Here is a 12788-nt window from a genome sequence, read left to right as displayed (position 1 = left end):
TGTTGACTATGGTAAAATTAATTTTCGAGAAATTATTTAAAGCTGAAACAGAGGCTTTTGTTGATGAGATTATAGTAGAATATCCTGATTTTTTTAAGAATGAGAATTGGAAACATATTGGCCAAATAGAGTCGAATTTCAGTATTATAGAGAACCAACAATCAAACCCTATTGCAGCATTGGTTGAGAAAGTCACAAACTCTATTGATGCAATTCTTATGAAAAAATGTCTTGAAAAAGGGGTTAATCCCAAAGGTTTAGAGGCTCCTAAATCGATGGATGATGCAATTAGTTATTTTTATGGTGATAGTTCAAAGTCTTGGGATTTACCCACAAATAGAAGAAAACAGGCTGAAGAAATCCAAATATTGGCAGATGGGCCAACAAAAGAAAGTGCCGTAATTATTTACGACAATGGAGAAGGGCAACATCCTGAAGATTTTGAAAGCACTTTTCTCTCACTAGTAAGAGGAAATAAAAACGAAATACAGTTTGTTCAAGGTAAATACAATATGGGTGGTAGTGGGGCAATTGTATTCTGCGGAAAAAAAGGGTACCAATTGATCGCCTCGAAGAGATACGATAAAACGGGAAAGTTTGGTTTCACTTTAGTTAGAGAACATCCACTTTCAAAGGAAGAACAGACCTATAAAAAAAACACGTGGTATGAATACCTAGTTATTGATGGTCAGATTCCTTCTTTCGAAATAGATAGATTCGATTTAAAACTTTTTAATAGGTCTTTTGAAACTGGCACAATCATCAAGCTTTACTCCTATCAAATGAAAGGCGTGTCTGGTTTTGCCCAGGATTTAAACCAAAACCTAAATGAATTTTTATTTAAACCGGTTCTCCCCTTCTTCACTATTGATACAAAAGAAAGATACCCAAATAACAAAGTTTTGGAATTACCAGCTTTTGGTCTTCAGAGGAGATTGGAAGAAGAAAATGACTATGTGGATGAGTGGTTTTCAGAGACTTATTCAGATAAGTCTTTTGGAAAAATGAAGGTCACATGTTACGTTTTTAAGGCTAAGCGCGGAGATAGAACTGTTAAACAAACCAAAGATGACATAAGGCGAAACTTTTTTAAAAATGGAATGTCTGTATTGTTTTCAATGAATGGACAAGTTCATGGGCATTACACAACGGAATTTATTACTAGGAGCCTTAAATTCAATTTATTAAAAGACTATCTTTTAATAAATGTAGATTGTTCCCAGCTCAATTTCGAATTTCGAAAGGAGTTGTTTATGGCATCTAGGGATAGATTAAGACAAGGTGACGAATCAAACAAGCTTAGGGAAATCTTAAGAAGTAAGCTGACTAAATCACAACTACTGGAGATAAATAAGAAGAGAAAAGACTCTATTGGACTTGAATCAGAGGATACCCAGGAATTGGTAAAATCTTTTGCAAAAAACCTTCCGAAGGACGGTGAACTTTTTAAATTACTACAAAACACATTAAAATTAGAAGATAAAAAGAAGGTTTCAAAACCCCATCAAAGTACTCCAAACAAGCCAAATAAGGTGGAAAAGGAATTTAAACCAGAACGGTATCCAAGTTTCTTTAGACTTTATAATAATAAGGGAACCAACCAAACATTCAATGTTCCAATTGGTGGGGAAAAATCACTTAAGTTTGAGACCGATGTGGAAGATCACTATTTTGACAGAGTAGAAGACCCGGGAGATTTGCAAGTTTCGGTTTTAAATGTGAAAAGAAATAAAAATGAATCAAATGGAGGAGATCAAGCAGGTACAACTTTTGAACCTGGGGATGTCTTAAATGTGGTTGTTTCCAGCCCTTCAAAAGGGACTATAAAAATTACTTTTAATCCCAATACGGAATTACATCAAGGGGACGAAGTCGAAATAAAAGCTTCTCTCAAAGGACCTGGAGAAACATTTCAGGATGAAATAGTATTTTTAAAGATCGTTGAACCTGACCAATCCGCAAAAGCAAAAGTAGAAGAACCTAAAGAAGATTTTGACAACTTAGGTCTTCCTGAATTGATCAAAATTCATCAAAAAGATTGGGCGGGACTAAATTTTGAAATGGACCACAAAACAGTTGTTTATCCATTAGCTGAAGGAGACAAGTTAGAAAAGCTCTATATCAATCTTGATAGTTCAGTATTTTTAAACCATCGAAAAAAACTAACCAATTCTGAACAAATAGAAATTGCACAAAGAAAATACCTAGCATCTGTGTATTTTCATGCCTTATTCCTTTATATGACTACAAAAAACCGTGGTGTGATAATGCAAAAAACCGAAGAAGGGGAAAACAAGGACATTACCGTTGATGAATATATTAGGGAAGTATTTGACAGCTTCTATTCTGATTTCCTTTTAAATTTTGGGATGGAACAGTTACTCAGTGCTTTAGATGATTAATGATCTCTACTCATGTAAAAAAAAATTTTCAGAGATTTCCAATCTCTGAAATGACCTGAAGTTTTACTTCATTTCGGTACAAAATTGACTTATTTTGTATCCAAATAAGTTATTAAGTTAATTAACTATGTCATCACAAAAACTTTCCTTCACCGGGCACGAAACTTTTCATTGCCGAAGCTTTTGGCTCAAGAAAGGCGTTGATTTTCTGGAAGATAAAGGGGACTTTAGTGCGGATGACTCAGTTTTAAAACTTGGTGTAGGTAAAAATATGGTTGCCTCTATCCACTTCTGGCTCAAAGCTTTTGGTGTCAAAGATGAAGACGGAAATGTGTCAGAATTGGCAAATAGAATTTTTGCACCCGGGGGATGGGATGAATTTTTGGAATATCCGGGAAGTCTATGGATTTGGCAATATCATTTGGTGAATTTGGGGAAAGCTAGCATTTATAGGCTTTTCTTCAAGGAGTTTAGAAAATTACAACGCCGAAACCAATTTCAAATTTCACAATTGGAGCAATTTCTCCGCCGGAATACAGATGGGAAAGTAGCAGAAAAAACTCTCCAAAATGACGTTAAGGTTTTTGTCAAAATGTACCTCGTGGAAGAAAGGGCGGGAAAAGGAATTGAAGATGATCTTTCCTCGATGTTTGTAGAATTGAATCTGATTTCTCAGGTTCCAGTTTCTACAAATGAGAAAACCTATCAACTCCGGGTTGATCATCAAAAGGAAATCCCCTCCTTGGTTTTCCTTTATTGCATTTTGGATTCCTTTCCTAATCGGGAATCAATATCTATGGAAGAGATAATTGATCAAGCTGGTGATGCCTTGGTTTGCACGAATGAAGGCGTAGAGCGACATGTCGGAAATCTTTGTGAGCTGTTTCCCGGACAGATTACGTTCAAAGAGGATGCGGGAAGAAAAGAAGTGCAAATCGATACCTCATTGGATAAATGGGAGATTTTAAAGAGTTATTACAATGCCTGAATTTTCAGTTTCTACCAATATCATCCGGGATCAGAATAGGGATATCCACTATATACCTACTCCGAATGCCAAGCAAGTCTTTGATCGAATTGCCAATAACTTTCGGACAGGGCACCGGGCATTTAACATTATCGGTTCCTACGGAACAGGGAAATCCAGCTTCCTATGGGCTTTGGAACAGAATCTTAGTGGCAAAAATGAAGCTTATTTTGGCTTGGTCAATGGCCAGTTCAATGGGATTAAATCTTTTGATTTTATCAACTTGATCGGTGAAAGCCGATCCTTCAAAGAAGCTTTTGCGGAAAAAATTGAGGTCAAAATGGATTCCACCAAATCCATTTTACAAGGACTGGAATTAAAAACCAAAAATAATTCCTGTACTGTTATTATAGTCGATGAATTTGGCAAATACCTGGAATATGCAGTTGCCAATGATCCAGGATCGGAATTGTATTTTATCCAAGAGTTAGCTGAATTTGCGAATAGCCCTGATAGGAATATCGTATTGATTACTGCCCTTCACCAAAATTTCGGCTCCTATTTCTATAGTCTCAAACCCAATGAGCGAAATGAATGGGAAAAAGTGAGGGGAAGATTGTTGGATATCAGTTTCAATGAGCCTATCGAGCAACTTCTTTTTTTAGCTGCGGAGCGACAGCAGGAAATGGGATTTGAAGTGGTGGATGAGAGCAAGTTTGATACATTATTGAAACTTCTTCAAAAATCCAACCTCATTAACAATACGGGGATGCTTGATGGGGATCTTGCAAGAAAGCTCTATCCTCTTGACTACCTTTCTGCTTATGTTTTGGTAAATGCTTTGACTCGCTATGGTCAAAATGAACGTTCCCTGTTTACTTTCCTTTCCTCAAATGAAAAAATTGGATTAAAGGGTTGGGATCCATCAAGTGGGCAAGGGTTCAATTTATCAAAGGTTTATGATTATCTCTACAACTCCCTTAGCAGCTACCTTTTGGATAGAAAGTTCAATCGGGACAAAACCCAATGGGAAGCTGCATTTTTAGCTTTTGAAAAAATAAGTCTATTTGCTTCAAGTAACATTGAGTTGGAGCAGATGGAAAACCTGCTCAAAACCATTTTGTTGGTGAATTTATTCGCAAGAGAATTTGGAACCTGGGACGAAGTGATACTTTGCGAATATGCCAAGTTGACCATGGGGATTTCTGATCCCCAAAAACTAATCAAAACGCTCAAAAGTCAAAGGATAATATTCTTTTCTTATTCTGTTAATAAGTTCAAGTTTTCAACAGGAACTACTTTGAATATTGAAGAGGCAATAGAGAATGCCGGGAAAAATATCAATAATGACTTGCCTGTCACCACTTTGCTCAAACAATATATTGATCTTCCGATTGTTCAGGCAAAAGCATACCACTACAAGTATGGCACTCCCAGGCTTTTTAAATATCGTTTTGGGGAAGAACTTGATTTCTCTGAACCTGAAGGTGAACTTGATGGCTATGTGAATATCCTGTTCACAGAAAAGGAAATCAAAAAACAACTGGTTGAGATTTCGAAAGGCCTAAAATATCCTCAACTATTTGTAGTAGTTAATTCACTTGAAAATGTTAGGCGACTCCTTCTTGAAATTGAAAAAATCAAGAGGGTAATGGAGAAAGAGGCAAAAGATGATACAGAAGCACAGGACTTACTTGTCGAGGAACTCAAGTACCTTGAAATTGAAGTGTCCAATCTGATCGAAAGCTATCTCTTTACCAGCTCATCGGATTCTTTTTGGATTTACGCTGGCAATGAGATCAACATTGCTTCTAAAACCGATTTTAATAAAAAGATCTCCCAAATCTGTGAAGTTAAATATGCATTAACTCCAAGGTTCAGGAATGAGTTGGCAAATCGGGAGCACCTAAGTACGCCTATAATGACCGCTAGAAAAGCATTGCTTTCTGACCTCTTGGAAAGTGCTCATCTAGAAGATTTAGGTTATTCCAAAGATCATTTTCCTCCACAAAAGACCATTTATCTTTCCTTATTAAAGGAGACGGGTATTCATAGTGCTGCTGAGGGGATATTTGAATTAGGGCCCCCTTCAGATCTGAGTTATGTCCCCCTTTGGGAAAAGAGTATAGAATTTTTGGATTCGTCGATATTTTCCAAGAAGAATCTGGATGAATTGTACTCAAACTTGGTTACAGGGCAACTCAAACTCAAAAAAGGTTTTGTTGATTTTTGGGTTCCGATTTTTCTCATTATCAAAAGGGAGGATTTTGCCCTATTTCATAATGAACGGGGATATGTCCCATACATTGATAACGATGTCTTGGACTTGATCCACAAAAAACCTTCAGATTACAGCATCAAGGCCTACAAAGTCGAGGGTGTAAAACTGGACTTGTTTCACCAGTATCGTGAAATTACCGCATTGTCGGATGACATCGGACAGGGGAGCAGCTTTATTCGGATTTTTAGTTCCTTTGTCAGATTTTATAGAAACCTTCCGGCTTATACATTGCAGACAGATAAGTTGACAAATCAAGCGAAGGCTTTTAGAAATGCTATAGCCAAAGCAGAAGATCCTTCTTCGGCTTTGTTTGAAGCTATTCCAACTGCATTGGGGTTTGGAAGGATCAGTTTCGAGGAGGATAGTACCGTACTAAAAGGTTTCGTAGAACAGCTTAATGGGGCAATCTATGAACTTCGGACTGCCTATGATGAGCTGTTGAACAGAATAGAAACCTACCTGCTTGAGATAAACTCAAGCAAACATACAGACTTTGCGAAATACAAACCGCATGTCCAGTCAAAATACAAGTCCATCAAGTCTCACCTGTTAGTTCCCAAGTTCAAGGTTTTCCATACACGTTTGATGTCTGCATTGGATGACCGTGACAGTTGGTTAAAATCTTTGGCGGACCAACTGCTGGGAAAATCCATTGACCAAATGAGTGATCAGGAAGAAAAAATCCTGATGGAAAGTTTGAAAGAGGCTTTTGCCAATTTAGATAGAGTCCTGGAAGTTCATGATTTTTTGGATGCCCAAGAAGAAAACGAGGCATATTCTTTTGAATTGATTGACAAGACCGGGAAGAGGCTTCATGATAAGGTATCATTAAGCCCAGGTGACCAAAAAAAGGTGGAGAAAATATATTCCAAGCTGACTGGGTTTTTAAATAACGAAGATCGTTTGCTAAATAAAGCAGCTTTAATTAAATTGTTGAAAGATTTTTTATAAGGATGGCAAAAGTAAGACATGTTTTAGGTATTTCGGGAGGAAAAGACTCTGCTGCATTGGCATTATTCCTGAAAAGCCGTCACCCTGAGTTAGATATAGAGTATTATACCAGCGATACCGGTAGGGAGCTTGATGAAACTTATGCATTGATCGAAAGATTGAACAGTGCATTGGGGAAACCTATTTTGAGAATTGATCCCATCAAGGAAAACCACACCAATGCACCAAGTAATTTTGACCATTTTCTTGAACTTTACGGAGGATATCTTCCAAGTTCAATGGCACGTTGGTGTACTAAAAAACTAAAGTTGGAACCCTTTGAAGAATACATTGGGGAGGTACCTACAATTTCTTATGTGGGAATCAGAGGTGATGAAGACCGGGAAGGTTATATTTCCAAGAAACCCAATGTACAGTCAATTTTTCCATTTAGAGAGAACATCTGGAGTGAAGATGTGACCAAAAAAGTACTGGCCAATTCCAACCGGGATCAACTCCTAAATTATTACAGGGAAATACTAAGTCCTCAGGAACTGGCGCAGGCTGAGCCCTATATTTCCAAGGCTATTTCTGCATCATTCACCCAAAAGCAAAAGCTGGAGAGTTTGCTACGGATCGGCATTAAAGAATACAACCAAGTGGTGTTTCAATATCTAAAAACCACAGACTATCCGGTGGGCAAATTGGATCACTTTCCCCTTGTAGACAATGAGGAGGTGATCCGCTTGACGGATGTCTTCCGGATTTTGGACGAGAGTGGAGTCGGTGCACCTGAATATTACCGGGAACTGGAATACGAAGTAGAGATAGATGGAGAACTCAAAAAAGGCACCTATGCCCGGAGCCGATCTGGTTGTTTTTTCTGCTTTTATCAGCAAAAAATTGAATGGGTTTGGTTATTGGAACAGCATCCTGACCTATTCGCAAAAGCCATGACCTATGAGCAGGAAGGCTATACTTGGATGCAGGAGGAAACCCTTTCCGAATTATCCCAACCTGAGCGCATAGCAGCAATAAAAAAAGAGCATTATATCAGAACGCACAGAATCCAAGCAAAATCTCAACAAAACTGGCAGGATGAAATCTTGGCTGCTGAGGGAGTGGGATGTGCTAGTTGTTTTATTTAAAAGAAGATGGAAATAAAATTTTCTGTTGATGCAGGAATTGTAAACCGGCTAGGTAAAGAATTAGTGGGAAGAGCTGAGACTGCTGTTTCAGAGCTAGTAAAAAATTCTTATGATGCTGATGCTACAATTGTAACTCTAAAATTTGTAGATTCTGACAATTTTGGCGGAAAGTTAATTCTATTAGATAATGGGGCGGGGATGACCAAAAATCAACTAATTAATGGATTTATGAGGCTTTCTTCAACAGAAAAAGTCCATAATCCTAAGTCTCCAAAGTTTAATAGAATTAGAGCAGGAAGAAAAGGGATAGGAAGGTTCGCAACTCAACGATTAGGAGCAAAATTAACTATTAAAACCAAATCACACGATGATATAAAAGGATACAAGCTTGAAATTAATTGGGATGATTATGAATCAGATAAGGAGTTAGGGAACATTTCCAATCAACTTACAGAAGTTGATTTAGAATTTGATTCAGGTACAGAATTGGTTATATCTGAATTGAGAGAGGCTTGGCTTGAGCCACAAATAAAAAGGGTTTTTCGATATATCTCAGATCTATTACAACCAAGTTCACTTTCGGATTTGTCAAGAATGAATTTAATCGGGCTTGAAGAAAATAAAAATGCATTTAATGTATACTTCTATAAAATAAAGGATGGATTATCAGAAGTAATTATTGATCAAAGTAAAATGTATTTTGATCATGCACTTGGTGTTTTTGAAGGTTATGTTATTGATGGTAAAGGTATATGTGAAGTAAGAAGTGAAAGGTTTCAGGTAAATGATATAATTGAAATTGAAGGAGACTTTTCTACCCTAAAAGAAATACATTTTAAAGCATATTATTTCATTTATAATTATAGGTGGTATAAATCTATTTTGCCAAAAGTAGATTTTAATTTTATTGCAAATTTGAGTGAATCACATTCCGGAATTAAACTATATAGAAATGGTTTCAGAGTTCTTCCATATGGAGAGAAAGGTAATGATTGGCTCAAAATCGATAAATCCTCGGTAAAGACAAGTCAAAATGCCTATGTACCATTTAATAATAATAATTTTTTTGGTTTTGTAGAGATTTTTGATTCTGAGGGAAAAGATTTTGAAGAAACATCTAGCCGAGAAGGGTTAGTTGAAAATCTGTCCTTTGAACAATTAAGTGTTTTTTTAAATAGATCGTTGAAATCCGCTGCTCAAAGAGTTAATTCTGCAAGAATTGCTTTAATTGAAAAAGAAGAAAAAGATGGAATTAACCTTAATGAGACACCAATAAAAGAAAGACTTGAAGAATTTGAGACAAATGATGAGAAGCTAAAAGATCTAATTGAAGACACGTTATCAGAACTTGAGGAAATTGAAATGTTAAGAGTACTTGCTAGTGTAGGACTTATCATCGGAGAGTTTACTCACGAAATAAGGCAATTTGTACCATCCTTTAATGGAAATATTAACTATTTATCATCTTTATTTTCAAATAATAACGAAATTCAAGAAATTTTGGAGGATTTGAAAAAGAGTTTTTTAAGCTTTAGAAGCTATACTACATATTTAGATGCAACTATTGCACAAAATGTCCTGAGAGAAAAAGAACCCTTGAACTTGATAAAAAAAATCAGAGATTTTATAGTTGTTGTCTCAAAAGATTCTGCTTCAAAAAACATAGAATTGCTATTTGATTTTTTTGGTTTTGATCTATACACTATACCAATGCATCCTTCTGAATTAACCTCAATTTTATATAATCTTTTGACGAATTCAAGAAAAGCGATTAACCGGGCAAATGTAAAAGATGGTAGAATAAAAATTGTTTTAGAGAAAATTGAAAACTCACTGGTTATAGATTTTATGGATAATGGAGATGGAATTCCACCTGAAAATTATGACAAAATATTTAATGCTTTTTTTACAACTTCCACTTCAATTAGTGAAGATTTTCATTCTGTATCTGGAACAGGACTTGGTTTGAAAATAGTGAAAGATATTTTAAATGGTTATTCTGGAAATATTGTGATTTATGAACCTGAAGCAGGTTTTAATACTAATTTTCGAATAACCATGCCAAGTGCTTCTGAGAAAATATTAAAGAAATATGGCCTATAGGTTTTATTATATAGATGATGATCCTTTAGAGAATATTAAAGGAATTGCTAGAAATTTAAGTGTGGAAAAGGATTTATTAGAAGTTGTTCCCTTTCAACACGGGTTATGGACTAATGTTCTTTCTGATTTACTTGAGGACCAAAGTGAATATTCAGGATTAATATTGGATTGGAAGTTAAAAAATAAAAATAAAGATGGGGTTTTAGCGGATTTTAATGCCGCAGCTTTAGCTCAACAGCTTAGAATTCTATCTGTAGAAAAGAAAGGATTGCAAAAGGATTTTCCAATTGTTCTTTGTTCGGCAGAGGCTAATTTTTATAGTGTTTATAATAAAGAGAAAACTATTCATGATCTGTTTGATATTGTTTATTCAAAAGATCATTTATCTGAAAGATATCATGAAGTTATAAAAGAACTTAATTCTCTAGCAAGGGCATATATTCAATTAATGGATGAATCTTTTAATTTTGAAGATTTAGGGTATGAAAGTGATGAGTTTGACCCAAGGTTTATTGAGGGTATAAAAATTCTTTTTAATGATGGTAAAATCGTTCATGTAATTATTAAATACCTATTGAATAATATTATTTTGGAAAATGGATTGTTGATTGATGAAAATATTTTAGCATCAAGGTTAGGTGTTGATTTATTTGATAAAGACATGAATCCTTCAATTTGGGAAACTTTGAAATTTAAAATTTTAGATGAAATCCGTTATAAAGGAATTCTTTCGGAAGGTTGGGATAGATGGTATCAGAGCAGATTACTTAAATTTTGGAATGAATTATTTGGGATTTCGCTGGCTTCTTTAAATAGCAAAGAAAGAGTTCAGATGCTAAATGATAAATTCGATTTAAAATTATCATTTGCAAAACCATTGAAATACAATGTTAGTTCGAATTTTTGGTATGTCTGTAACTATAGCAAACGTCCAATTGCTTTTGAAGAAGCCATTCTTGTAAAAAAATCTGACAATATGATGCCTTGGATAGACCAAAGGTATCTTTCATATGAAGAAGCATTTAATTGTGACTTAAATAGAGATATTGATTTGGTTGATAGAGAAAGAGTTATATTTTTAAAGAAGAGGTTTTCTCATGAGAATAGCAGAAATTAAGCATGATATTAATGTTTTAGCAGATTTGTTAGGTAACTGGGGAAAATATGTAAAGAACCCTGATTTGCTTCATAAAATATCTGTTGTTAAAACTGGTGATTATATTTCATATAGTATTGATGAGCCCATGTTTTTAGTATTTCAAAATTTTGATATTGAAAGACATGCTATTCCACATGGAATTGAAAAACTTGATAATAGTGAAATTGATAGACAAGTGAAATTAAATGTTTTGCTTGAAGAGCTTATTAGTGTAGATAATGAGTTTGATGATAGGGTTTCAAGATTAGGTTTAAACCTCATTGTTGAAGTTAAATATTTTGAAGATTCTAATTTTAAGGAGGTCTATTCAGGATTCCACTTTGACCGTGGGGATTGCGGAATGTCTGAATTTTGCCATCCTATTTACCATTGCACTTATGGCGGAAAATCATTAAAACCTTTTGGATCGGAGTTAGGTAAATTATTTTCAAACGCAGGTCCGAGAATAATACATCCACCTATGGAATTGGTTTTAGGTGTTGATTTTGTAATTAGGAATTATTATAAAAAAGAAAATCATATTAAAATTACTGAAGATCCAAGATATACTGCTTTACTTAAACGCGCACATATCAATTATTGGTTACCATATTCTATTGCATTTCAAAAAATCAATCCGAGCTTTGAAGTTATATCAAATTTGGATTTCAAATCCTTAAAAGGATTTTAAAATATTATTGTGTTGAGGATTTATTTCAGTCATAGTTCCATATGTCACCCTTATCGAATTCTCGGCATCTTGATCACTTAGCCCCATCGCTTTGAGAACATGTGAAGGCTGAATTAATGCAGAATTACAAGCAGATCCTTTTGCTACGGCGATTTTGTTCCGATTACGAAGTAGAAAAGCATCTGAATCTTCCTTGAGCAATTGGAAATTACTGAAATGGGGAAGCCTTGGTGCATGTTTTCCATTGACTTTGATTTTTCCGGCCCCTTCCATTTCCTTTTCAAATTCATTCCGGATCTTCTCTAGGTGTACACTTGTCTCCTTCAATTCATCCAAACATAGCTGGATAGCTTTGGCCATGCCTACAATTCCGGGAACATTGAGCGTTCCTGAGCGAAGTCCAAACTCATGTCCTCCACCATGGATTTGGGGTGTCAATTTGATTCCCTTTTTGACATAGAGTCCACCAATTCCTTTAGGGCCATAGATTTTATGGGCACTGAAGCAAAGCAAATCAATAGACTGCTCTAAGACCTGGATTGGAATTTTTCCAAATGCCTGAGTTGCATCTGAAAAGAACAGGACTTTCTTTGATTTGCAGATTTCTCCAATTCGTTGAACATCCTGTAATACCCCAGTCTCGTTATTAGCAGCCATTATGCTCACCATTAAGGTGTCATTTCGGAAACTTGAAGCCAGTTCATTTAAGTCAATTAACCCATCTGAATTGACCGTTAGATAAGTGACTTCTGCTCCGATTTCCTCCAAATAAGCACAGGTGTCCAAAACGGCTTTATGTTCCGTTTGGGAGGTAATAATATGAGGCTTTTGGTGGCCGTAAGATTTAAATGCGCCCTTTAGGACAAGGTTGATTGCTTCTGTAGCTCCCGAAGTAAAATGGATTTCTTCAGGTTGAGCCTGAATCGCATCTGCGATAATCTGTCTCGATTCCTTGACTGCCATAGCTGCCCGCTCACCAAAAAGATGGGTTGTGCTGTTTGCATTGCCGTAATTTTCCAAAAAAATTGGAATCATTGCTTCCAAGACACGGGAGTCAAGAGGAGTGGTGGAGGCGTAGTCCAGATATGTGGGTAATTGATTCAAGGGATCTATTTTTATTTTCTTAAT

The 12788-nt window shown here is 35.7% G+C and carries 8 protein-coding genes; 7 read left to right on the top strand and 1 reads right to left on the bottom strand.

Going from position 1 to position 12788, the window contains the following annotated elements; translation table 11 throughout:
- Positions 1-8: 8 nt before the first annotated feature.
- From B9A52_RS04820 to B9A52_RS04790, 7 genes are all read left to right on the top strand, one after another.
- Entirely contained in the window at positions 9-2402 is a 2394-nt protein-coding gene (locus tag B9A52_RS04820) for a hypothetical protein (RefSeq protein ID WP_084119233.1), read from the top strand.
- A gap of 127 nt (positions 2403-2529) precedes the next feature.
- Positions 2530-3390, top strand: coding sequence for a DUF4007 family protein (locus B9A52_RS04815; protein ID WP_084119232.1), 861 nt, complete (start codon positions 2530-2532; stop codon positions 3388-3390).
- Complete coding sequence (locus B9A52_RS04810; protein WP_084119231.1) at positions 3383-6601, top strand: hypothetical protein; 3219 nt, start codon at positions 3383-3385, stop codon at positions 6599-6601. The genes B9A52_RS04815 and B9A52_RS04810 overlap by 8 nt, the downstream gene beginning before the upstream one ends.
- A gap of 2 nt (positions 6602-6603) precedes the next feature.
- Positions 6604-7728, top strand: coding sequence for a phosphoadenosine phosphosulfate reductase family protein (locus B9A52_RS04805; RefSeq protein ID WP_084119230.1), 1125 nt, complete (start codon positions 6604-6606; stop codon positions 7726-7728).
- 6 nt (positions 7729-7734) lie between these two features.
- On the top strand, positions 7735-9831 hold the full coding sequence (locus tag B9A52_RS04800; protein ID WP_084119229.1) for a sensor histidine kinase: 2097 nt from the start codon (positions 7735-7737) through the stop codon (positions 9829-9831).
- The gene (locus B9A52_RS04795) at positions 9821-10948 is read left to right on the top strand and encodes a hypothetical protein (protein ID WP_084119228.1); all 1128 of its coding nucleotides are present in this window, start codon (positions 9821-9823) and stop codon (positions 10946-10948) included. Before B9A52_RS04800 ends, B9A52_RS04795 begins: the two co-directional genes overlap by 11 nt.
- Positions 10929-11660 (top strand): hypothetical protein, encoded by a 732-nt coding sequence (locus B9A52_RS04790; RefSeq protein ID WP_084119227.1) that lies wholly within the window; start codon positions 10929-10931, stop codon positions 11658-11660. The genes B9A52_RS04795 and B9A52_RS04790 overlap by 20 nt, the downstream gene beginning before the upstream one ends.
- On the opposite strand, the gene B9A52_RS04785 is transcribed toward B9A52_RS04790, so the two are convergent.
- Positions 11646-12764: a cysteine desulfurase family protein gene (locus B9A52_RS04785; protein ID WP_084119226.1), complete on the bottom strand. Its 1119-nt coding sequence runs from the start codon at positions 12762-12764 to the stop codon at positions 11646-11648. The genes B9A52_RS04790 and B9A52_RS04785 overlap by 15 nt on opposite strands.
- Positions 12765-12788: the final 24 nt, after the last annotated feature.

This window comes from Aquiflexum balticum DSM 16537, assembly GCF_900176595.1.
Taxonomy (GTDB): Bacteria; Bacteroidota; Bacteroidia; order Cytophagales; family Cyclobacteriaceae; genus Aquiflexum; species Aquiflexum balticum.
The sequence above is the reverse complement of the archived record's forward strand: the minus strand, read 5'-3'. Positions and strand labels throughout refer to the sequence as shown.

Bases quoted from the DNA above. Each gene is read 5' to 3' on its own strand.
- B9A52_RS04820 (WP_084119233.1), top strand. From the start codon at position 9: ATGGTAAAATTAATTTTCGAGAAATTATTTAAAGCTGAAACAGAGGCT.
- B9A52_RS04815 (WP_084119232.1), top strand. From the start codon at position 2,530: ATGTCATCACAAAAACTTTCCTTCACCGGGCACGAAACTTTTCATTGC.
- B9A52_RS04810 (WP_084119231.1), top strand. From the start codon at position 3,383: ATGCCTGAATTTTCAGTTTCTACCAATATCATCCGGGATCAGAATAGG.
- B9A52_RS04805 (WP_084119230.1), top strand. From the start codon at position 6,604: ATGGCAAAAGTAAGACATGTTTTAGGTATTTCGGGAGGAAAAGACTCT.
- B9A52_RS04800 (WP_084119229.1), top strand. From the start codon at position 7,735: ATGGAAATAAAATTTTCTGTTGATGCAGGAATTGTAAACCGGCTAGGT.
- B9A52_RS04795 (WP_084119228.1), top strand. From the start codon at position 9,821: ATGGCCTATAGGTTTTATTATATAGATGATGATCCTTTAGAGAATATT.
- B9A52_RS04790 (WP_084119227.1), top strand. From the start codon at position 10,929: ATGAGAATAGCAGAAATTAAGCATGATATTAATGTTTTAGCAGATTTG.